This is a genomic window from Methylorubrum suomiense (assembly GCF_022179765.1).
Taxonomy (GTDB): domain Bacteria; phylum Pseudomonadota; class Alphaproteobacteria; order Rhizobiales; family Beijerinckiaceae; genus Methylobacterium; species Methylobacterium suomiense.
Genome location: NZ_BPRE01000001.1, coordinates 161,679 through 183,445, shown reverse-complemented (window position 1 = coordinate 183,445; position 21,767 = coordinate 161,679). Strand labels below are relative to the sequence as shown.

General features: G+C 69.8%; 13 protein-coding genes and 1 tRNA gene. 2 read left to right on the top strand and 12 right to left on the bottom strand.

Going from position 1 to position 21,767, the window contains the following annotated elements; translation table 11 throughout:
* The first annotated feature begins 30 nt into the window (after positions 1-30).
* Positions 31-987, top strand: a complete 957-nt coding sequence (locus MFF26_RS00825) for a ferredoxin reductase domain-containing protein (RefSeq protein ID WP_238307386.1) — start codon at positions 31-33, stop codon at positions 985-987.
* Positions 988-1,116: 129 nt separating this feature from the next.
* Here the strand turns inward: MFF26_RS00825 and MFF26_RS00820 are convergent, their stop codons facing one another.
* The 9 genes from MFF26_RS00820 to MFF26_RS00780 form a co-directional block, all read right to left on the bottom strand.
* The gene (locus MFF26_RS00820; RefSeq protein WP_137830358.1) at positions 1,117-1,416 is read right to left on the bottom strand and encodes a type II toxin-antitoxin system RelE/ParE family toxin; all 300 of its coding nucleotides are present in this window, start codon (positions 1,414-1,416) and stop codon (positions 1,117-1,119) included.
* Entirely contained in the window at positions 1,416-1,703 is a 288-nt protein-coding gene (locus MFF26_RS00815) for a type II toxin-antitoxin system ParD family antitoxin (protein ID WP_137830359.1), read from the bottom strand. Before MFF26_RS00815 ends, MFF26_RS00820 begins: the two co-directional genes overlap by 1 nt.
* A 260-nt stretch (positions 1,704-1,963) precedes the next feature.
* Positions 1,964-2,983, bottom strand: coding sequence for a cellulose biosynthesis protein BcsN (gene bcsN, locus MFF26_RS00810; protein WP_137830360.1), 1,020 nt, complete (start codon positions 2,981-2,983; stop codon positions 1,964-1,966).
* Positions 2,980-4,932 carry a tetratricopeptide repeat protein gene (locus MFF26_RS00805; RefSeq protein WP_137830361.1) on the bottom strand — a complete coding sequence of 651 codons (1,953 nt, stop codon included), beginning with the start codon at positions 4,930-4,932 and terminating at the stop codon, positions 2,980-2,982. The genes bcsN and MFF26_RS00805 overlap by 4 nt, the downstream gene beginning before the upstream one ends.
* Positions 4,917-6,095, bottom strand: coding sequence for a family 8 glycosyl hydrolase (locus MFF26_RS00800; protein ID WP_137830362.1), 1,179 nt, complete (start codon positions 6,093-6,095; stop codon positions 4,917-4,919). Before MFF26_RS00800 ends, MFF26_RS00805 begins: the two co-directional genes overlap by 16 nt.
* Entirely contained in the window at positions 6,092-8,617 is a 2,526-nt protein-coding gene (locus MFF26_RS00795; protein ID WP_137830363.1) for a cellulose biosynthesis cyclic di-GMP-binding regulatory protein BcsB, read from the bottom strand. The genes MFF26_RS00800 and MFF26_RS00795 overlap by 4 nt, the downstream gene beginning before the upstream one ends.
* A gap of 49 nt (positions 8,618-8,666) precedes the next feature.
* A complete protein-coding gene (gene bcsA, locus MFF26_RS00790) occupies positions 8,667-11,081 on the bottom strand; it encodes a UDP-forming cellulose synthase catalytic subunit (RefSeq protein WP_137830364.1) in 2,415 nt (804 codons plus the stop codon).
* A 64-nt stretch (positions 11,082-11,145) separates the two neighbouring features.
* Complete coding sequence (bcsS, locus tag MFF26_RS00785) at positions 11,146-11,850, bottom strand: cellulose biosynthesis protein BcsS (RefSeq protein ID WP_238307385.1); 705 nt, start codon at positions 11,848-11,850, stop codon at positions 11,146-11,148.
* 703 nt (positions 11,851-12,553) lie between these two features.
* A complete protein-coding gene (locus MFF26_RS00780; RefSeq protein ID WP_137830365.1) occupies positions 12,554-14,275 on the bottom strand; it encodes a response regulator in 1,722 nt (573 codons plus the stop codon).
* Positions 14,276-14,911: 636 nt separating this feature from the next.
* Here MFF26_RS00780 and MFF26_RS00775 point away from each other — a divergent pair.
* Positions 14,912-17,083, top strand: coding sequence for a TonB-dependent receptor (locus MFF26_RS00775; RefSeq protein WP_238307384.1), 2,172 nt, complete (start codon positions 14,912-14,914; stop codon positions 17,081-17,083).
* Between the two features lie 280 nt (positions 17,084-17,363).
* Here MFF26_RS00775 and MFF26_RS00770 read toward each other — a convergent pair.
* The 3 genes from MFF26_RS00770 to MFF26_RS00760 form a co-directional block, all read right to left on the bottom strand.
* Positions 17,364-17,453: transfer RNA gene (locus tag MFF26_RS00770), tRNA-Ser, on the bottom strand.
* Positions 17,454-17,612: 159 nt separating this feature from the next.
* On the bottom strand, positions 17,613-19,166 hold the full coding sequence (locus tag MFF26_RS00765; RefSeq protein ID WP_137829486.1) for a heme biosynthesis protein HemY: 1,554 nt from the start codon (positions 19,164-19,166) through the stop codon (positions 17,613-17,615).
* 121 nt (positions 19,167-19,287) lie between these two features.
* The gene (locus MFF26_RS00760) at positions 19,288-21,654 is read right to left on the bottom strand and encodes a COG4223 family protein (protein ID WP_238307383.1); all 2,367 of its coding nucleotides are present in this window, start codon (positions 21,652-21,654) and stop codon (positions 19,288-19,290) included.
* Positions 21,655-21,767 lie beyond the last annotated feature (113 nt).

Genomic DNA, 21,767 nt, shown 5'->3' with positions numbered 1-21,767 from the left:
CACAAGACAATTCGGAGCGGGATGCCCGCCATGCGTGCTCCCACGAGCGCTCGTTGCTCCCTCGTCGTGAACGGCCAGACCCTGCGGGTCTCGCCGGGGGACACCTCCCTCGAAACGGCCCTGGCCGATGGCGTGATCGCGCCCATGCAGGGCCTGCACGGTTCCGTCCTGATGGGACAGGCGGCGGCACCCGCGGCGCGGCGCCTGACGGTCCGCGCCCGACGTGCGGAGAGCCCGACCGTCTCGGCGCCCGACGCCACCCCCCTGATCCATCCGGCCAAGGCACCGGCGCGGGCGCTCCTGCGTCGCACCGGCACCGTCGAGGTGGTGACGGCGCTCGCGCCGCGCATCCTCCAACTCGTCGTCGTGCTGGACAAGCGCCTGGCCTTCGAGCCGGGCGATCAGGTCTGCCTCACCCTCGAAGGCGGGCGGCCGGTGACGCTCGCGCCGACCCTCAGCGTCGAGGGCGGGGCCGAGTTGAACGAACTGGTCTTCCATCTGCGCGGTGAGTGTCCGGAGGATATGGAAGCGCTGTTCGGTGCCGTTCCGGTCCCCGGCCTGCCGGTCAAAGCCAAGGGCCCTCTCGGCCACGGCACCTACCGGCCCGGGGGCGGGCGCCTCGTGCTGGTCGCCGCCGAGACGGGCTTCGCCGGCATCTGGGCGATCGCGCGGGCGGCCCGCTACATCGAGCCGGCCCGCGAGATCTGCCTCGTGGCGGGCGCGCGCGATCCCCTCGACCTCTACATGCGCCCGGCACTGGAATGGCTGCGGGCGACCGGGGTCAACCGCATCACCCTCGCCGCCGACCGCCATCGCCAGCGCCCGCCGGACGTGCGCCCCGGCCCGCTCACGGCCCACGTGCCGACCCTGCGCACCACGGACGCCGTCCACGCCTCCGGCTGCGCCTCGACCGTGGGTGCGGTGGAGGTGCTCGCCGCCGCCGCCGGCGCACGGTTCTACCCGATCCCGGTCCCGCCGGGGGCGTGAGGCGCGCGGCGGAGGATGATTCTCAAGTTAGCTCTGATCTGCTTTCTTAAGGCCGGGCTCGCGCCTTAGCGGGGCGAAAGCCGTCCATCCCAGCCGTGCCAGATCCGTGACGAATGCACGCTTCTCCCCTCACTCGGGAGGTAATTCCAAGGAACGTCCGGCGTAGAGAAGCCGCAGGATGATCACGGCACCGTCCCGTACCGTAAAGGCAATCGACACGCGACGTTCGAAGCCCGTGATGCGCAGCCCAGGCCGAATGTGGTCGTATCGGGTGCCGCGCTCCGGAAACTGACCGAACGCGCGGACGTAATCATCCAAGCGGGCCATGTAAGCTTCTGCTGTCGCTTCTCCGGCCCTATCGGCGATGAAGGCATACAGCTCATCGAAATCGGCCTGCGCCTGCGCCGAGAACAGAACGTGGTGTGGCATCACGCCTTGGCGGCTTTGGATTTCCGTGCCCGGTAACGTTGGGCCGCACCGCTCAGCACCGTGTCAGCGGGCGCGAGCGGTTCCGTACCGGCCACCACCCGGTCATAGACCGGGACCACCTCCTCGTTGAGCCACCGCTCCATTGCCGCATCACGCGCCTGCAGGGCCCGCAGCCCGTCGCGGATGACCTCGCTTTCCGTCGCGTATTCTCCCGCCGCGACCTTGGCCTTGACCATCTGTGCCATCTCGTGAGGCAGGGTGATGCTCAGGGATTGGGTGGTCCGCATGGCCCGTGCTCTCGTCCGACATCCGCGACAAGATTTAATCGTAACATCATCGCACGCCGCGTTCACCCACGTCCGCAAGTTCCGGTCATGCCGGCGATGAGTCGATGGTGGATATGGATGCGAGATCCGAGACGTGACGCGACTTGCCTCGCGCGTTGTATGGGCGCCTCAACGGCCCAAATCGGCGTCGAAGACTCCATCCGCGACCGCCGCCCCGCACCGTGCAGACGACAGGCTAGTCCGGACCGGAACCGTCCGTCTCACCAGCCCTGAGGAGGTCTCGGCGCGCCGCCGGTGCGGGTCGAGGATTCGGCCGCGGGCGATGTCGAGTCGGGGGAGGGGGCGCCGGGCCCGGTCCGCGACGGGGGCAGCGCATCGGTCAGGAAGCGCGGCCGATCCGGCGCGCCGCCGGTGGACGCCGGGCGGGGGACCGTCGGCACGGCCGGCTGCGTCGTGGCGACCGGAGCGGGCTGCGCGAGATAGGGCGGGTTCGGCGCTCCCTGCGGAACGGTCACGAGGGTGCGGCTTCCGTTCACCGCGACGGCCGGGGCGGCCGGAGCAGGCGCGTCCGGGACGGTCGGCGCGGCGGCCTCGACGGGCTGCGGCGTCCGCGGCCTCGGAGTCGCGAGGCGACGGCGGCGCAGTCCCGCGCTCGGATCGGATGTCGGGCCGAGCCGCATCCGCACCAGATCCGCGAGGAGCGCCTCGGCACTGGATTGCGGGCGACAATGGAGAACGCGCAGCGAGGCCGAGACGGGCCCGCGCAGGGCGCCGCGGCCCAGCTCGACCCGCTCGAGCCCGTCGATCCATTGCCATGCATAGGCGCAGCCCTCGCCCAGGGCGACGCCCAAGGGGCCGTAGGCGTTGTGCACCGGCCGGCGCAGGATCCGATAGGGACCGCCTTCGAGGCTCGCGAGTTCGGCAGCGATGCCGGCCCGGCTCGGCTTCGCCATCGCCGGATCGTCCCAGGTGCGGCCCGAAGCGATGGTCAGATCGATCCGACCGCGGGACTGTCCGAGGATGATGCGCTGCCGGAGTCCGGCGCTCGATTGGGTCTCGGTCACGGAGGCGGCGCCACCGCTGTTCGGCAGGGAAACGAGAGGCCGGTTGCCGGTCGTCGGCAGGGTGCTGAACGCCGTCTCGTATCGTGGCCCCGCCCGGCGGGCCGTCGAGGTCTGGCACGCCCCGACCAGCGTGAGGCCGAGCAGGACGCCGCCGATCCGCAGCACCGTCCGTCCGGTCGGCCGATGCCGGGCTTGGAAGAGCGTCGCTTCGGTCATCGGTCCTGTCCTGGGATGCGCGCCTCGCCGCGTCCCGCAGCCGCCGTGTCGAGCGGTGCGAAACGCTGGCCGTCCCGGACTTGGAGCGAGCGCGACGCGCCCGTCTGAACGGATTTCGATGCTTCGGCCTGCGCCAGCGTACCAATCGCCGGTGCCGGCGGTCCAGCCTGGAGGCTCGCCCGATCCGTGCCGTTCCAGCCTGCCAGCAACGTGAAGCCGTAGCGCTCGTAGGGCATCGGGCCGACGCCGACGACGCGGCGGGCCACCAGCGGCGGGGTGCTGCGCACCTCGCGGAGATACTCTCCGTCGCGGGCACGGCCGGGCAGGGATCCGGGCTCGCCGAGGCGCAGCGGATTCTCGGCGGCGACGGCGATCGGAAACTCTCCGCGCAGCACCGGCAGCGGGCGGATGGCGGTCGTGGCGGCGACAGCCGGCTTGGGAACCTTCACCTTCGCGGGGGCGGCGGCGGTGGGCGCCGCCGTCGGCGCCACGGCGCAGGGGCCGGTGTCCCGCGCCTGCGGATCGGGTTCGGCGAAGATGAGACCCACGACCTTGGGGAACAGGCCGTCGTAGCGATTGACGATCTCCAGGTACTCCCGGGTCCGCTTCAGGCGGGACAGACTGAGGGCGTAGCCGAGGACGGAGGCCTCGCGGGGCTTCCAGCTCACCGCCCGCTGGAACCAGTCGGCGGCGGCGTCGAACTGGCAGGCATTGTAGGCGTACCAGCCCAAGGCCTGCGCGCCCTCGGCCGAATTCGCCGCCAGGACGACCTTGGCGAAGCGGTCGAGCCGCTCGGGTTCGAGGGCGGAGCCCGCGCTCTCGCCCAGGATGCGCTCCACCATGTCGAGGTAGAGGGCGAGATTCGTCACGGACGCGGCGCGCCACGCGAAGGCGGCATCCTCCGCCTCCCGGCTCTGGCCGAGATCGCGCAGGGACAGGGCCAGGCCGGTCGCCACGGCGGCGTCGCCGCCGCGGCTCTGGGCCAGCTTGAACCATTCGAGCGCTTCGCGGAACTGCCGGCGATGATAGGCGTACCAGCCGAGCAGGGCGATCTGGGACGGGTTGCCGAGGCGGCGGGCCTGCTCGCCGATCACGGCGAGATCGGCGGGCTCGATCCGCCCGGCCTGTTCCCCGTGGAGGGTCGCCGCCATGCGGGCCCTCGTCACGTCGGGGCGGATCGCCCGGAACTCGTCGATGCCGTCCGCTCCCCGGATTCCGGTGGCCAGGAGCGGTTCGACGGACGCGATCGGCATCGTCGCCATGGCCTTCTGAACCGTGGCGAGACGCAGGGCCGAGTCGGTCTGCTCCTTGAGAAGGACGCCGTAGATCGCGGAGGCTTGGGCGATGTCGCCCGTGCGGGCATAGGCTTCCGCCAAGGTCCAGGCGATGTCGATGTCGAGATTCTGGATCGGCTCCTGCGAGGCCTTCATGCGGGCGATGATGTCGTCCCAGGCTCCGTCCCGGACCGCCGTACGGGCGGCGCTGCGCAGGGTTCCGCGATTGAGCTTGCGGGCGAGATCGTCGGAGGGCTGCCAGCCCGGATCCGCCGATTGGCGCACGCTGATGGCTTGGCGCAACTCGTCGAAGCGCCCCGCCGTGAAGAGATCCCACATCGGGGCTTCCTCGGGCGGGCTCGGCTTCAAGGTGTCGAGATCGGCCGGAACCGTCCAGTTCGGATGGCGGCGGCGCAGCCGCGCGATCTCGGCCTGGACGCGCTCGCCCTGGCGCTGGGCGGCGTAGAACCGCAACGCGCTCTCGTCGATGATCTCGGCGCCACCCGAAGCCTGCGGCGTTTCGAGGATGACCGGCGCCCGGCGTTCGTCGAGCTGGAGGACGCCGGAGCGGACCGGGGCCGGTTGCGCGGCCGCCGTCAGCGGGCAGGCCAAGCTTCCGACGATGGCGAGCAGGACCGGCCCGGCAATGCGCGGCGGGATCAGCGGCCGAGACATGGCCGGTACCTCATGTTGGCAGCCGTCAAGGCCAGGAGATGAAGTGTGGCGGGGTAGTAGTTCTCGGAGGCGGCCGGTTCCTGCAGGTCCGCAGGCAGCGGCGTCCCGTCGACGGCGCAGGCGACCAGGGCGGGAATCGCCGCGTAGCCGGGCTCGTTCATGCGTCCGGCCACGGCACCGCTCGCGGTGTCGATGATCGGGAGCCCGGCTTGGTCCGCGTCGGCCCAGAGCGCCAGCAGCGGCTCGTAATAGCGGCGCTCCCCGACACCCGCCATGGCGAGATAGAGCGGCAGCCGCACGGCGTTGTAGGAGAATTCCGGCGGGAAGCCGGAGGCGGGCTGGGGCTGGCCGCCCCGCATCGAGATCCATTCCGTCGGAAGACGCGCCTCACCGAAACGCGCCCGCAGGAGGAGATCCCGCCCCGCCGCGCTCAGGCGATCCCAGTCGAATTCCGGCGCCACGGCAGCCAGCCGGGGGAAGGCGGGGAACACCCAGTAGGACAGGTTGATCACCGGACCGTCCGGCCGATCCTCGGCCGAGAAGCCGTTCATGGCCGGCAACAGCAGCGGCGGGCCCTCGGACCGGAAGAGGACCGTGCGCCGGGCGATATCGACGGCGATGCGGCGCGACGCGAGGCGATAGCTCTCGTCCGACCAGCCGTCGCCCGCCTCGGCCAGGGCCCAGGCGACCAGGATGTCGCCGTCCGTCGCGTTGTTCATGTCGGCGACGGCGGGCCGCTTGTCGGGCTCCCAGCGCCAGGCGAGCAGCGCGTCGTCCCGCACCATCAGATTGGCCCGCGTCCAGCCCCAGATCCTCTGGAAGGTATCGCGGTCGCCGGCCGCCACCGCGAGTAGCATCCCGTAGCCCTGGCTCTCGCTGTGGCTGATGCGCCCGTTCCCGGAATCGACCACGCGGCCCTGATCGGTCACGAAGCGCGTCTTGTATCGGCGCCAGCCCGGCACGTTTCCGAGGCTGTTCAGCATGGGAAGCGTCTCGGCGGTTTCGGCAAGAGCCTTTTCAGGAAGGGCCTTTTCGGGAAGGGTTTTGGCGGGCGGCCGCGTTTCGGTGGGGGCTGGCTCGGCCGGTGCCTGGGCGAGGACGGCCGCGGGCGCGAGGGACATGAGCAGCGCGGCTGCCAGGGCGCGGGTCCGGTCCGCCATCATCGCTCGTCCTCCCGGTTCCCGTGTCCGATCCGGCCGCTGCCCCCGGCGCTCGCGCGCCCCACGTTGCGCAGCATCGCCGAGGTGCTGAGACCGAGGCTGATCGCGGCCGCGAACAGGATCAGCACGAAGAGGCTCGGATTGGTGGAGAACCAGCCGGCCACGACGAGACGCAGATTCCCGAGAGAGGGCGGACCGGTCTCGACGAGGCGGACCTGCTTCGCGTCGTGGACGCTGAGCGTCCCGTCGGTGGCGTCGAGAGTGGCGACACGGCCCTCGATCCGGTTCCAGATTGAGGGAGTCGTCAGGCAGAGGGCGGAGGCCTGGAGGCTCGCGGCATTCGGTGCGGTGAACACGGTGAGCAGCGTACTCGGATCGCGGCCCGGCAAGCCCTGACCGACGATGAGGGAGGCCTGCGCGCTCACCTCGATCTCCGGCTCGCGGACCTGATCCTCGGCCCAGCCGAGTGTGGTGCTCCAGCCGTCCCGCGTTGCGGCCGTGAGCCTCGCCGTGAAGGCCGCCGCCTGATCGGCGAGACGGGATTGTGCCGACGGTCGGCTCGTCCACTCGGAGGCGAGATCGTGGGTTTCCGGTTCGGAGGCCGCCGGGCGGGTGCGCGTCAGGGCCGGGTTGGGCGAATGGGGTCCGGGGGCCGGCAGGGTGCAGGCCGGCGGGCGGTCGTTGCGCAGCCGGTCGAGGCTGGCGCCGTCCATGACGGTCACGCGGCGCGTCGGCGCGCCGAGCGACGCGGTGGCGGCCCTTCCCTCCCAGATCTGGCGGATCCGATCCGGGTTCAGTCCCACCGCCCGCAGGATCTCGGGTTCGAGGGAGCGGGCGGGCGCCACCACGACGGTCGGGGTCCGCCCTTCGAGGGCGCGATCGTTGGCGAGTTCGAAGTCGATCGGTTTCTCGGCGGAGACCGCCATCTGGACGGCGAGCGTCGCGGCGGCTGACATCGACTCGCGATCCGGGTTCGGCACGACGAGGCGCGGGCGAAGCTCGGGCGCGACCTTCGGCAGGCCCCCGCCGAGCGTCGCGGCGAGGTCCGGCAGCCGCAGAGCCTGGGCGAGGCGCGGCGTCGTCAGGGTGGAGCGGTCGAGCAGCAGGAACCGCCGACGCGCCGGCCCCTCCTCGCAGACCCGGTCGGAGGCGGTCGGCAGCAGGGCCCTGATCTCGACGCGGTTGCGCCCGGGCCGCCAACGGCTTAGCGGCAGGGCCACGGTCGCATCGCGGAAGACATCGCCGTCGGCGCGGGCCAGGGGCAGGCTCGCCACGTTGCGCCCGTTGAGATCGACGACGATCTGCGCGCCGAGTTCCAGGCCCGCCGCGTAGCCGCCCGCGAGGTCGAGGGCGACCCGATCGTAATCCGCCGGCACAAAATCCGTCGGCAGGGTCACGTCGAAGCCGGTGCGGAACAGGCGACCGGCGAAATCCCGGCCCTGATGTCCCAACGTCGACAGGGCGACTGTCTCGCCGCTGCGGATGCGGACGCCGCGCGCCTGGGCGAGGGCGCTGAGGCCCTGCGAACTGCCGGCCGGATCGCGCGTCGCCGTCGCGGCGAGGATGCGCATCGCCGCATCAATGTCGGTGGGCGTGTCGCCCGCCACGAGGATCCGGGCCGCCCGCTCCCCCTGGGCCGGCTCGAAGGTCATGGGCTGGCGGGTGAGATCGGCGGCCTCCCCATCGGAGCCGCCGACGACGATGTCGAGGCCGGCCGGTCCCCCCGGCTCGGCGGCGAACTCCACCGCCGTCTGCGAGAATCCGCCCGCGAGCGCGACCCGCTGGGCGAGCCCGATCAGGCGCTCGAACGTGGCGAAGCCCGGCCGGTTGCGCAGCACGATGCGGATCGGGACGACGCCCCGATGATCGGGGGCGATGGCGGGGAGATCGCGCAGCGAAGCCGCCCCGATGGCGCCCGGCGCCGAGACGAGGCCGGTCCAGGCCGGCTCGATCTGGGTCCAGAGCTCGTAGGTCGCGTCGAGGGAGCAATCGACCCGATGGCGCTGGACGCCGCTGATCGCGACGGCGTTGTAGCCCGGCTTCAGCAGATCGGCGGGGATGTCGAATTCGAGGATGCGGATGGCGCCCGGCGCCTTGATCTCGCTCCGGCCGATGGCGACGCCGTTGACCGTCGCGGTCAGGAAGGACACGTCGGGCACCACCGAGATCGCCGCGAGATAGCCGATGCGCAGGCGCAGGCGCTCGCGGGACTGCGTCTCCGTCAGGTAGACGGGCCATTGCAGGCTGCTCTCCTCGCCGCTGAGCCGCAGCCCCGCCGACAGGGCCGGGAACGGGCGCTGCGGCAGCGCCGCCGCCGGAGCCGGCGCCACCGGGCCGGTTTCCACGCCCGCCCGGGCGGGGCCGCGGCTGGCCGACGGGCCGTCCGGAACGGTGAGGACCTGCGGCGCACCGCGGCCGAGGAAGCTCTGCGCCGAGGCCGGGGCAGTGGCCGCGACGAGCAGCCCTGCCAGCGTCAGCGCGGTGGCGCGGTGCGGTGCGGGTTGGCGCTGGCGGATGGCGGGCATTGTCGGGCTCGGTCTCGACTTCGAGGACGGGTCTTGCACGCGGTGAGGCTCAGCCGGCACGGGTCGGCAGCAGCGCCGGTTCCGGCCGGTCGGCGGTGCGGCGGTCGCGTTCGGGTCCGCCGGTGGCGGCCTCCGACTCGACCATCTGATGGAGCCAGCCCGGGGATCCCTCGGACGAGGGGGCTGCCGCGTTGCGGGCCTCCGCCGCGCGAGCGGATGGCGCATCGGCGGGGCGACCCGCATCGGCGGCGCGCTGGCGCTCGGCCTTGCGCGGCCGGGCGGCAGGCTCCTCGGCCTTGGGGGCGGCGGTGGTCGTCATCAGGTAGGCGAAAGCCCTGACCGGGCCGGACAATCCCCAGCGGACGAATTGCAGCGTCCCGGACACGATGTCCTTGTGGGTGCGCCGCCGCATTTGGAAGCGGCTCATCGCGCCCGCGTCGCTGTACATCAGGTCGGCAAGGGCGAAGTAGCTGCCGGGCGTGAGGGTCTCGAAGACGAGATCGCACACCGATTCTTCGCCCGCTGCGGTCACGCCGACGAGGCGCACCGGGATCGTCCGGGCATGGCTCAGGAGCGGAAGGTTGGCCTGCGGCAGCGCCGAGAGCGTCCCGACCATGGTGTCGCCGCCCCGGCGCACCGGCACGACGGCGTCCATGCGGATCCGGCAGCCCGCGCCCGAAATGCGCTCGACGGTGACGTCGAGGGCCATCCCGTTGAGATTCAGCACCGCCGGCCGGTCGACGGCCAGGGAGGGGGCCTTCTCGGTCTGGCGCCGCTCGGCGGCCACGCCCAGGGCGGCACCGGCGGTGATGAGGTTGAACAGGTTCCACAACCCGACCACCAGCATCAGGTTCGTGACCCCGGGCTCGAAGGTGTAGCGATAGGCCGATACCAGCGCCCCGATGGACAGGATTGCGAAGACGAGGAAGTAGGGCAGGGCCAGGGGCGACAGCTGATCGTGGTCGAGATTGACGTTCTTGGCCGTCACCTTGAACGTGGGCTTGCGGGGCGAGATGATGACTGAGGCGGTCGCCTTGATCAGGAACAGGCCCTGAACGTATTCGTACAGTTCCGAGACGAAGGGCCACCGCACACGGCCGTAGAGATAATTCTGCATCATCAAGTTCACGACGATGTAGGTCGCGGTGTAGGCGATCGCCTCATCGACGTTGGCGACGACGATCTTCATGTCGAAGAAGATGTACAGCAGCGGCGCGGCCATGAAGACGAGGCGCGGCAGCGGGAAGAACCAGAACGTCATGCTCGAGAGGTAGCAGAGCCGCTGGATCGGCTTCAGACCGCTCTTGAGGACAGGGTTCTTCAGCAGCATGATCTGCAGCATGCCCTGGCACCAGCGCGAGCGCTGACCGATGAAGTCCGACAGGGTTTCCGGCTGCAGGCCGGCGATCAGGGGCTTGTCGACGTAGATGCTGGTCCAGCCGCGCGAATGCAGCTCGAACGCGGTCTCGCAATCCTCGGTGATGGTGATGCCGGAGAAGCCGCCGGCCTCGTCGAGCGCCCGGCGTCGCAACAGGGCGGCCGAGCCGCAGAAGAACGAGCCGTTCCACTTGTCGAGGCCGCACTGGCCCACCGCGTAGAACATCTCGTTCTCCGACGGCATCCGATCGAAGGTCTTCAGGTTGCGCTCGATCGGATCGGGATTGAGGAAGGCGTGCGGCGTCTGCACCAGGAACAGCCTGGGATCGACCGCGAAATGGCCGATCGTGTCGCGTAGAAACGAGCGGAAGGGGACGTGGTCGGCATCGAGAACGACGACGATTTCCCCGACCGAGTTCTGGAGGCCGTTGTTCAGGTTGCCGGCCTTGGCGTGCAGGTTGCGCCGGCGGGTCAGGTAGGAGACGCCGAGATCGGCGCAGAGCGCCTGCAGCACCTTGCGGCGGGCCCGCGCCTCCTCGGCCTTGCGCGGGTCGGGATCGGCGCATTTCTGGTCCGTGCCGCCATCGTCCAACAGCCAGACGGTGAATTTGCCGGCCGGATAATCGATGGACTTGGCCGCTGCGAGGGTCGTCGCGAGGATGTGCCGGTCCTCGTTGTAGCTCGGCACGAAGATGTCGACGGTCGGGAGGTCGTCGTCCTCGTCCTGCGGCGGCGGTGCCCGATACAGGGGCGCCGCGTTGATCACGAGACTGACCGCCAGGATATAGAAGCAGTAGAGTTCCGCTCCGACCAGAAGCAGACCCGCACCGAAGTTGATCGGATCGCTGAGCGGCGGCAGGGTGCTGGAGAGCCGCCAGTAGATGTAGCGCAGCACGACGAGACTGCCGATGGCCAGGAAGGTCAGCCGTCCGGTCTGTCCCTTGGCGACGAGCCACAGGAGGGCCATGAGCACGATGGCGCCGATGCTCATTTCGAGCTGGACGGTCGTGCTGAGCGGTTGAGACAGGAGCAGCAGCGTCAGCGCGGCGCTGATCAGCCAGGTGGCACGGGTGAGGAAGGGAGGCATCGGGCCAATCCCGGTCAGTCGATCAAGCGGGAGAGGGCGGCCCGTCGTGGCCGCCCGTTCGGTCTCAGAAGGCGATCCGGCCGTCGATGCTGGTGTAGTATCCGCCCTTGCGGATGCGATCGAAGGCGTAGCCGGCCCCGAGGGAGAACTTCATCGGCCCAACGGCGAAGCCGGTCACGTGTCCGCCCGCCCGCCAACCGTTGAAGAAGTTGTCTCCAAGGAGCGTGACCTCCGGACCGATGAACACACCGGGTGCGATGGCGAACCCGGCCCGCGCCCGCGCATAATAGGCGTTGAACAGCGTCGAGTAGGACGCGTTCACGGCCAGAAGCGTGTTGTCCGTGGGATTGACGTAAAGGTCGGCCGCGACCTTCACGCCCAGACCCGTGCCGACCACGGGATTGCCGGGATCGACGATCGACAGCTCGTTGCTGCGCACGTTCATGCCGACATAGCCGGCGAGCGCCGCCTGCTGCCAGATCCACTCGTAGCCGAGCAGGAGCGTCCCCTCCTGCTGCACGCCGGTGACGGTCTGGCGCACTGCGGCGCCGGGATAGCTGTAGGTTCCGGCCACACCCTGCAGGCGCACGCGCAGGCCGCTGTCGAGCAGCGTGGCGACCGGGGCAATCGTGGCCGTGATCGTACCGAAGGCGGAGCTGTTCGTGGTCACCGTGGCGCTGGCATCCACGGCCACGATCCAGTCCTCGCGCGCGACTTCCCGCTCGACCCCCGTATACCAGTCGGCCCCGCGCGCTCCGCCCGCTGGCAAATCAGCTGCGCGCGCTCCGCCCGGCGCGAGCGCCAGGCAGCCGAGTAGAATCGTCAAATGTGTTGGACTGTGAAACACGCAGGCCCCCAATGCTCGCGTGAAATCGGCTATTTTTGTGTCGGATCCAGGAAGCATTCATAGTGTTAACAAGTGGTTAACGCAGTCATGAATATGGCCCATGCGATGCCGATAGAGTCATTTTGGCATTAGCCATCGCATTGGTGATTCGACCATTCGAAAAATATCATATGGAACATATCGGGAGATTTTTTCGCGATGCCTGAGCACTGCGATAAGATTGTTTCTCCGCTCTTGGGTTCGAAATATCTGCTGTCGAGTCTTGAAGCCGCGGGGCATATTTCTGCCAAAAATGATGGCAAATCTGTTGCGATAATCGGCACAACGATGCGTTGGACGCGATGATCGGTCGAAATCATGGGCAGATCGGCCAGCCAAGCCGTCAGATTGATGGGGTCGGCGTCAACGCTTCGACCGACAGCCATGCGCCGTGAAGGTGGTGGCCTCCTCGAACGCGGCCGGGGCTTGGTTTGGCTGTTGGCCCGCTTGTCGTCCCTCCGCTGCCGACTCAGACAATGTCCCTTCTCGCAAGCCGAGCCCCCGAAATCCGGTCAGGTCACCCGTCCCGCCCCATCGAGACGGTGGGAGGGTGGCGAGCGCGATCCGTCACCCCGCCGCGTTCGGCTCAACCCCGCATGCGCCTTACGGGCGGCAGGTCGGTCTCCCGCGGCGGCACCCGCGCCATCTCGGGTCGCGCGGATTCGCGGATCAGCGTGACCACGCCTTCGAGGGCCGCCGCGAGCGTGAAGGCCGCGGCCTCCGTACGGGTCGGCCCAGGACCCGGTCGGCTCGAGGCCCGAACGCGATGCGACGGCACCGCGCCGCGCAGGGCCGTGGCCGGAATGCGCCCGCTTCGGCCGCAGCCCTCGGACGCGTCGCCCATGAAGGTTCCAAGTGCCGCGATCGCCGCCGTGAGGGCGCTGTCGAGGTCGGGGCCGCCGCTCTCGAGGCGTGAGGGGGCGGCCGCCGACGACGGAGGCGGGGCGGTCTGCGCCTCGCGGGCCGGCTCCATGTAGGCGCGGCTCAGGGCGTAAAGGCGGGTCGAGTCGGCGCGGCCGGCCGCAAAGCGAAGGGCGAGCCGGCGACCGGAGATGCGCTCGCCGCCCGCGCGGGTGCGCACGACCACGTCGCGCACGGCGTGCCGGTCGGCCCGAACCGTGGCGAGGGCTTGGCCGAAGGCCGGCCGATCGTCGGGTTCGAGATGGGCGAGCACATCGCTCAGGGTGCAGGCGCGTTCGGAAGCGGCCTCGTCTCCATCGGTCCAGATCACCTGCCCGGTGTTGAGATCGATCTCCCAGCAACTCGAACCCGAGAGGTTCCGAATGGCACGAATGCGGTCGCGGCTGCGGGCCAGGGCGATGCGCTTCTCCTGGAGAAGGCGCTCCCGGCTCAGGCTCAGCTCGACGAGGGCGCGCAGGCGGGTGGTCAGATCGTGGAGGTCGCGGGTCAGGATCCAGCCCGGCCTCGACCGCCCGGTGTCATGACGGCAGAGCGCCGAGGCATAGGCGAGGTTTCGCGTCAGACATCCGCCGACGAGCCATCCGAGGCCCGCCATGAGGAGGACGGCGGCGAGCAGAAGAAGGACGGGGGAGCCGGGCATGGGCGGTTCCGGCGCGCGCACGCTCACGAGCCATCCGACGCCGCCCTGGCGGACATCGCCGACCGTGACGCTGGCTTCCGAGCCATGCATCTCCGGGCCGGACCGGTGGAGGACGCGTCCCGAACCGTTCAACACCTGAATCGACAGGCCCTGCGCCCCATCCGCCAAGGCCCGCCGGGCCGTGGTGACCACGGCATCGACCCAGCTCTGATCGAGCTGCACCGCGACGATACCGGCAGCGGAGGTGCCGCCGCCCGCAGGGGCCGCAACGATCAGGTTGCGCGCCACCGCAGCGCCGGCTCGGCTTCCCTCCGCCGATTCCCCGATCACCACGCCTTGAAGGGATCGTGCGAACCACGGACTGCCGGATACGTCGCCCCCGACGATCCGTTGCGCCGAGGCTGCGAGGATCCGTCCGCCCCGGTCGGCGAACAGGATGTTGGCGTCGTCCGGACGAAGCCGGCGCCACGCGGCGAACAGGCGGCCCGCCGCATCGCCCGCCGCTTCGGGCGTCTGCGCGGCAAGGCTCTCGCCGACCAGGCTGAGATCGCGCCCGACCGAGAGCAGCGCCTCTTCGATCCGCTCCGCGATCAGTGCCGCGCTCTCTCGCCCGCTTCTGCTGCCGCGAATGCCTCCGCCGTTCCCCGCATCGCCCGTTCCGACCACGACGAGGCCGCCGAAGCCGGTGGCCAACGCGAGCAGCAAGGCGAGCAGGCTGCGGATCGAGGAGAAGAGCCCTTGTGTCACGGAATGGCCGGCCAAGAGGAGAGCAGGGGGCAACCTCGAAGCGAAGCGGCTTGCTAGAGCATTTTAGATAATGGTTAACGCATCGTTAACGTGGAGATATCGAGCAATTTTCGGAAGCTTACGTTCGATAGAGGGCCCCGAAACGTCCATCACGGTCACTGTCATGAGTGATACATCGGGCGTCGAAGATTAGAATTTTCTATTCAAAGCTTTTTTGAACGGATTGTCGTCATATTCGGAAGATGTAGCTATGTAATCAATATTGAAATGGAAGTTATGGGTCGGTTTGTTGCGATTTGTCGGTGAAGTCGTTGTTCGTATGAGCGATCTTTCCAGCGGGTGAGACCCGACATCACCGTCCTCTCGGACGGTCAATCTTCGCTGACGGGCATCCGTAGCAGAGAGAGCCGAGTGGTTTAGAATAGTTCTGTTTTGTTGCGTTAAAAGCACGTAATCGATTTTGCATTATGAATCTGCTTGTTCACGTATGCGTGATGCCTTAGTCGAGAAATAGATGAGTGATCGTCTTCGAAGGTTATAACCGTTCCAATTTGGGCATTTAAACTTTCGAATGACGGTCCTCAATGCGAGGGCATGTGCGTGCGTGACTTGAATTCGGTGTCTTCAGCAAGGTCAATGTGCGCATTGATCGGTGCTGCCTCGCTCGGACTGTGCTGGATAGGCTCGGTCTCGGATGCAAGAGCGCAAGCCGCCACGCAGCTCGAAGAGATCTCGGTCGCGGGAGAGCGCGTCGGGTCCGGAAGAGCAGGGCAGGGGGTCGGGCTTCTGAGGGACTTGCCGCCCCCCTATGCGGGCGGGCAGATCGCGCGTGGCGGATCGCTCGGCGTGCTCGGCACCAAGGATGTCCTGAACACACCATTCAGTACGGTCAACTTCACCCAGCAGATCATTCAAGATCAGCAGGCACGTACTGCTGCCGATACGCTCGTCAACGACGCGTCGGTTCGCCTCACGACGGCGAGCAACGGGTTCAGCGACGAGTTCGTCATTCGTGGATTCCCCGTTCAAGCCCAGGATGTTGGCCTGAACGGTCTCTACGGTTTGGTGTCCTCGAATCGCGTTGCGGCGCAGTACATCGAGCGCATCGAATTGCTGAAGGGGCCGGGCGCCTTCATGTACGGCATTCCGCCGGGCGGCAGCGTCGGCGGCAGCATCAACATCGTCACCAAGCGGGCGCTCGACCTGCCCTTCGTTCAAGTGACGCCGCAATTCATCGGCGCCGGCAATTTCGGCGTCCATCTCGATGCCAGCACGCGCGCCGGCGAGAACAAGGAATGGGGCATCCGGTTCAATGGTCTGGGGCGCACCGGCGAGGCCACGATCAACGACGGCAACCTGCAAACGGGGCTCGGCGCCCTGTCGCTGGATTATCAGGGGGAGCGTCTGCGCTGGGCGCTCGATGCCATCTCGCAGAACGACGACACGCGGAATTTCCGTCCGCAGATCAATTTCCTGTCGGATATTCCGTTCATCCCCCGTCCCCCCAATGCCCGGAGCAATTGGTTTCCGGGAACGGAACTCCGGCAGAGAGACAATACGATCGCGTCTTTCCTGGAGTATGACCTGACGGATTGGCTGACCGTCTATGGCGGGATCGGCTATCGCGCCGGGAGCAACCGGCAGACCTTCCCCGATTCGCGCGTCTTCGGAATTTCAAACGGTGTCGATCAGTTCGGCAATTTTCGTCTGATCAACGCCTTTTACGATTCCTACAGCAGCACCGTGAGCGGCAATGCCGGCGCGAAGGCGCGCTTCGACACCGGATTCGTCAACCACGCGATGAACCTCGTGTTCACCGGGTTCAGCCGGGAGGACGGCTACGCCTATGTCGCGAACACGCCCGACGAGTCGGTGCCGTCGAACATCTACCGGCCGTCTCCGCTCCCCGCGGTCAACGGCGCGCGCATCGCGCCGCAGCGATACGCGGACACGACGCTCACCAGCGTGGCGCTGGCCGACACGATGTCCGTTCTCGACGACACCGTCCTGCTGACGGCGGGTGTCCGCTACCAGGTCGTGGACCAGACGGGCTACGATCCCTCCACCCAGGCACGGACCAGCGGGTACAACGCCGATGCCACCTCGCCGCTCGCCGGCATCGTGGTCAAGCCGTGGAAGAACGTCTCGCTCTACGCGAACTATGCCGAGGGCTTGACCGCGGGCACCGTCGTCGGTGCCGGCTACAGCAATGCCGGTGCGATCCTCGCGCCCTTCAAGTCGGACCAGCAGGAGGTCGGGGTCAAGATCGATTGGGGCACCGTCACGACGACGGCGGCGCTCTTCCAGATCAGCCGACCCGACTTGGTGCAAACGGCAGCCAACGCCCTGGCCTACAATGGCGAGCAGCGCAATCGGGGCCTGGAACTCTCCGCCTACGGCGCGCTTCTGCCGAGCCTGCGGGGCTTTGCCAGCGCCACGTTCCTGAACCCGGAACTCACCAAGCCGATCGATCCCCTGCAGCGGGGCAACCTGGCCGCCGGCGTGCCGGATCTGACCGTCTCAGCCGGTCTCGAATGGGACACGCCCTGGGTTCCGGGCCTCGCCGTGAACGGAAGGGTGCTCTACACGTCCGGCTCCTACCTCACGAGCGCCAACACGGTGCGCTTTCCCGACTGGACGCGGTTCGATCTCGGCTTCCGCTACGCCTCGCTCGTGGCGGGGCGGCCCGCCGTGTTCCGCTTCAACGTCGAGAACGTCGCGGACAACCGGTACTGGCTCACCACGGGCACCTTCGTGACCGTCGCGGCGCCGCGCACCTTCGTCGTGTCCGCGTCCTTCACCTTCTGACGGACCTGCCGACGCATCTCTGCCGGGACCGGCATTCGGGGACATGCGTGCTGGCGGCGGATCGCGAGCGATCCGCCCAAGAGCCAGTCCGTTCAATCGCTCTGAGGATGGACCTTGGGATGTGCAGTTCCGGCGACCTTAGGCGGAGCAATCCTTGAGGTCTGCGAAGCCTGCTGTTCGGCTTCTGCGCGTACGCCTCTCCCGAGCATCAAGCTGAGAAAAACCTCGGCGCTGCTGATGGCACGGGCCACTAGTGAAGTAATTGTCTCTGAAAGTCAGATGGCGGAGGGAGCGGGATTCGAACCCGCGATACCGTTTCCGGTATACACACTTTCCAGGCGTGCGCCTTCAACCACTCGGCCACCCCTCCGGAGCCCACCGGGGACCGGCGTGAGCGTTCGGGCTCGGTGCGGTCCCGCGCGGCGGGCGTCGTGCTGTAGCCGGGGCATCGGCTTCTGGCAAGCCGCTGCGTTTCCGCTTTGGGGACCATCGCCCTTCGGCGTGATCCCCAAAGCCCCGGCCTCCTGGATCAGGCGATGCGGCGGGGGCGCTCCGTCGGGGTTCCCGGCGGCACCGGGGCCGGGGGGATCGCCGACGCGGAGGCGGGCGCGGGCGATGCCGAGGGCGCGGCCGCGGTCCCGGCGCCCGTCTCCAGGAATCCCGGCTTGGAGGCGGGCGTCATCGTGCCGGCCGGCAGGGCCGTCGGCGTCGTGCCCACGGAGGCCGCGGGGGGCGCCGCTGCGAGAGAGGCAGTCTCGGCCTCCGCTGCCGGAGCGTCCTCCTCCTCCGGGCCCATCAGGATCTCCGGCGGTGTCTTCCAGACGAAGGCGTCGAGGCGGCCCGTGGTCGGGGAGATCGGGGCCCAACGCTCGGAGATCACGCCGTCGGCGACCCAGGACGGATCGCGCGGCGCGCGGGCGGCGCGGGCGAGCCATTCGCGGGACCGGCCGCTGTCGGCCCCATGCTCGGCGGCCTCGATCCGCGCCATCATCCGGCAGACCCGCACGGTTGGGCGATCGTCGAGGAGGGGGGCCAGCGTCTCTCGGGCGCGGCCGAACTCCTTGGCCTCGGTCGCCGCCTGCGCCAGCACCAGCCGCGCCTCGGGATCCCAGGAGGAGAGTTTGGCCAAGGTCTCGGCCCGGGCCACGCGGTCGCGGGCGGAATCGCCCGTGCGCAGGTTGAGATAGACCCGGCCGAGCTCGGGATGCGGCGTCGCCTTCCAGGCGGCCTCGATGATCTTGGCGGCCTTGCGCAGATCGTTGCGACGGGCGAGCAGCCGCCCGGCGATGACGGCGGCGGGCACGAGGTCGGGGGCGAGCTTGACGGCCTTGAGCGCCTGCTCGGTGGCGGTGTCGGGTGCGCCGGCCTCGTTGCTCTGGGCGGCCGCCGTGAGCAGCACCGCGCGCTGGCGGCGGGCGGCGTGCTTGTCCATGAGGCCGAGCGACGCCCGCCGCTCCACCGTCTCCGTCGCCGCCGACCAGTCGCCGTCGGCGCAATGCGCCTCCATCACGGCCTCATTGGCCCAGGTGACGCTCGGGGCGAGCCGCGCAGCCTCGACGGCGTAGGCGCGGGCGGTCGTATCGTCCTCGCGGCGGCGCGCCTCGACGAACAGGCCGCGCAGGCCCAGAACCCGCGTCTCGGGATCGTCGGCCATGCTGCGGAAGGCGCGCTCGGCGGCGTCCCGGTCCCCCGAGATCTGGGCGGCCTGCGCCTTGAGCAGCAGGGTGAGGGGCTGCGAACCGAGCAGGCGCTCGGCGTCGCTCGCATGCCGGCGCGCGGCCAGCGGATCGCCGGAGCCCACCGCGATCATGCCGCGGGAGAGCGAGGCGAGGCCCTTGTTGCGGCGACGCTCGCGGGTGGAGCGGCTGATGCTCGCCGGCAGGCCGATGACGCCGGTGACGATCGCCCAGATCAGGGCGACCACGATCGCCGCCACCAGCACGCCGGTCAGCGCGATCGCGAGGCTCATCTGAACGTCGTAGCCGTTCCAGGCGACGTTCACGGTGCCCGGATGGTCGGCGATCCAGACGGCGCCGTAGGCCGCGAGGGCCAGAAGGGCCAGGAAAACGAGGGCGCGCCACATGGGTCAGGGCCTCCTTGGAAGCACGGCGAGCGGGCGCTCGCGGCCCGGGCAAGCTGGAAGGGGAAGCGGGCGCGCGGAACGCGGGCCCGTCGTCGGAAACAACGTCATCGGCTCGGGCGGTCTAGCGAGCCGGGGGAAGGCCGGTGAAGGCGTCGGCGAGCAGCGACTGCGCCGCCCGGCCGGCCTCGGCGCGGGCCGCGAGCCGGGTGCCGAAATCGCCGGCCTGCGCCTTGGCCTCCTCCGGCAGGGCCGCGAAGGCCGTGGCGGCGGCAGGCAGATCGCCGTTGTCGAGGGCGGTCTGGACCTGCTGGGTCGAGACCTCGCCGCCCGCGCCACCCTGGCTCGGAGCGGGGGCGTCGGCCCGCTTCACCTGGACGAGGGAGCTCGCCATGTTCATCAGCCGGTCGCCGACGCTGCCGCTCTCGGCCACCGTGCGGGCCTGAGCCGCGCGCTTGGCTTCCGCGATCTTGGCCGCGATGCCGCGGAACTCGGCCGCGAGCTTGGCGGCGGTCGGCGCACCCTTGTCGGCGAAGGGCGCCAAAGCCGCGACGCGCTTCGAATCCGCCGGCTCCTGATTGCGCAGGCTGGCGAGCGCCTCCGGATAGGGCTGGCCGGCATCGAGCGACGTGGCGATGCGATCGGCCGCGACGATCCGCAGGGCGGATTGCACGGTCGCCGCCTTGGCGGTCTGGTCGAGGGCCTTGTCGAGGCTGGCGAGCTTGTCCGCCTGCTCCTGCAGCCGGCGGTCGATACCCTTCACGCTCTCTTCGGCACGGGCCTGTCCGGCTTCCGCCGCCTGCTTGCCGGCCTGGGCCGCCTCCTGCACCGCCTGGGTCGCCGCCCCGATCTTCGCGTCGAGGGATTTCTGCACCTCGTCGAGGCGCTTGGCGAGGCCGGCATCGGCGGTCTCGTTGGCCTTGGTGCGCGACTCGATCTCGCCCTGCAGCGCCGTGAGCTTCTGCGTCAGGTCGGGCGCGGCATTCTTGGATGCGGCGTCCTTCGTCGCGGCTTCGACCGCCTTGAGCCTCTCGTCGAGGCCGGCGAGCGCGGTTCCGTCGCCCGTCGGAGCCGCGACCGCCTTCGCCTCGGCGTTGCCCTCGCGGCCCGGCTCTTCCTGGAGCGCCGAGACCCGCTGGTCGAGCGCGTCGAGGCGCGCGGCGAGGTCGGCCGGGACAGCCGGGGCCGGCGCTGCGCCCTCCGGCGCGGGAGCGGCCGGCGCGGACCCGGCCTTCTGCAGGGCCTCCTGCGCCCGCTCGCCCGCCGACTTGGCGGCGGCCTCGGCCCGGCCGACCGCCTCGGGCAGGGGCTTCAGCGCTTGCTCGTTGGCCGCGATGCGCTTGTCCAATCCGCCGAGCGCGTCCTTGGTGGCCAGGCCGGCCACCGCCTTGTCGAGATTGTCGAGGCGCGGATCGCTCGAGCGATGATAGGTCGTGACGCCGTAGAGGAGGCCGGCGCCGATCAGGCCGCCGAGGAGGCCGGAGGCCGCCACCGCGCCGAGGCCCGGTCCCGCCTTGGTCGTGGCGGCGGGCGGTGCCTTGGTCTCGCCCCGTGCCGCGTCCCGGGCGGTATCCTTGGCCGCATCCGGCCGCGTGCCGCCCTTGTCGGCCCCCTTGTCCGCTCCTTTGCCGGCCTCGGCCGGATCCGGGACGCGCTTGGCCTTCATGTCGAGGATCGGCCCGTCGGTCAGCGAGGCGGCCTCGGTGACCCGGGTCGGTCCCGCGTTGGACGGGGAGCCGGATGGGTTGCCGGCGGTGGTGCCGGACGGTCCGGTCCCCGGACGTCCGGCACCGGCCGGCGGAACCTCCGGCTTGATCGCGCTGCTTCCGGTCGCCCCCGGCTTGGCGGGGCTGTCGGGCTTGACCTCGCCCGGCTTGGCGGCGCCGGAGGCCGGCGGGATCGCGCTGCTGCCGGTCGCACCGGGCTTCAACGGCGCGGCGCCCGGGGCGGTGTTCGAGGCCGCACCGGTCGCAGAGGGCGTCGCGCCCGTCGGCTTGCCGGGCTCGGTGGTCTTCACGGGCTCCGAAGGCTTGGCGGCGGAGGCCACCGGCGGCACCGCGCCGCTGCCGGTCGTGCCGGGCTTCGACGGCGTGCCGAAGGAAGAGGTCCCCGAAGGCGGGTTCGACGGCGCCCCCGTGGACGATCCCGGCGCAACGGCGCTCGCGGGCTTGGCGGGTTCGGACGGCTTGCCCGGCTCGGACGGCCTGGGGCCGGACCCGACCGGCGGAACGGGGCTGCTGCCGGTGGCGCCTGTTTTGGCAGGCTCGGAGGGGCGTGCGTCCTGCGGGCGGCCGGGGGCGCCCGTCGTTCCACCGCTCGACGAGGAGGGGCTGCCGGGCAGGGCGCTGCTTCCGGTCGCACCGGGTTTGGCGGGCTCGGATCTGTTCAATTCGGGCTTGCCCGTGGGCGGAACCGTGCCGGGCTTCGTGGGAGAGGAGGCGGGGGACGCGCCCTTGTCCGCAGGCTTCGGACCATCCTTGGGTGAAGTCACCGGCGTTCGCTCCCTTGGCCACCGCGAGGCACCGCGCTCCCATAGAGCGGTCGAGCGGCACCATCCATCCGAAATCGTTCTGCTCCCGTCCCCGAAGCTTGCGGACGTCCCTC

Bases quoted from the DNA above. Each gene is read 5' to 3' on its own strand.
- MFF26_RS00825 (WP_238307386.1), top strand. From the start codon at position 31: ATGCGTGCTCCCACGAGCGCTCGTTGCTCCCTCGTCGTGAACGGCCAG.
- MFF26_RS00820 (WP_137830358.1), bottom strand. From the start codon at position 1,416: ATGCCACACCACGTTCTGTTCTCGGCGCAGGCGCAGGCCGATTTCGAT.
- MFF26_RS00815 (WP_137830359.1), bottom strand. From the start codon at position 1,703: ATGCGGACCACCCAATCCCTGAGCATCACCCTGCCTCACGAGATGGCA.
- bcsN (WP_137830360.1), bottom strand. From the start codon at position 2,983: ATGACCGAAGCGACGCTCTTCCAAGCCCGGCATCGGCCGACCGGACGG.
- MFF26_RS00805 (WP_137830361.1), bottom strand. From the start codon at position 4,932: ATGTCTCGGCCGCTGATCCCGCCGCGCATTGCCGGGCCGGTCCTGCTC.
- MFF26_RS00800 (WP_137830362.1), bottom strand. From the start codon at position 6,095: ATGATGGCGGACCGGACCCGCGCCCTGGCAGCCGCGCTGCTCATGTCC.
- MFF26_RS00795 (WP_137830363.1), bottom strand. From the start codon at position 8,617: ATGCCCGCCATCCGCCAGCGCCAACCCGCACCGCACCGCGCCACCGCG.
- bcsA (WP_137830364.1), bottom strand. From the start codon at position 11,081: ATGCCTCCCTTCCTCACCCGTGCCACCTGGCTGATCAGCGCCGCGCTG.
- MFF26_RS00775 (WP_238307384.1), top strand. From the start codon at position 14,912: ATGTGCGCATTGATCGGTGCTGCCTCGCTCGGACTGTGCTGGATAGGC.
- MFF26_RS00765 (WP_137829486.1), bottom strand. From the start codon at position 19,166: ATGTGGCGCGCCCTCGTTTTCCTGGCCCTTCTGGCCCTCGCGGCCTAC.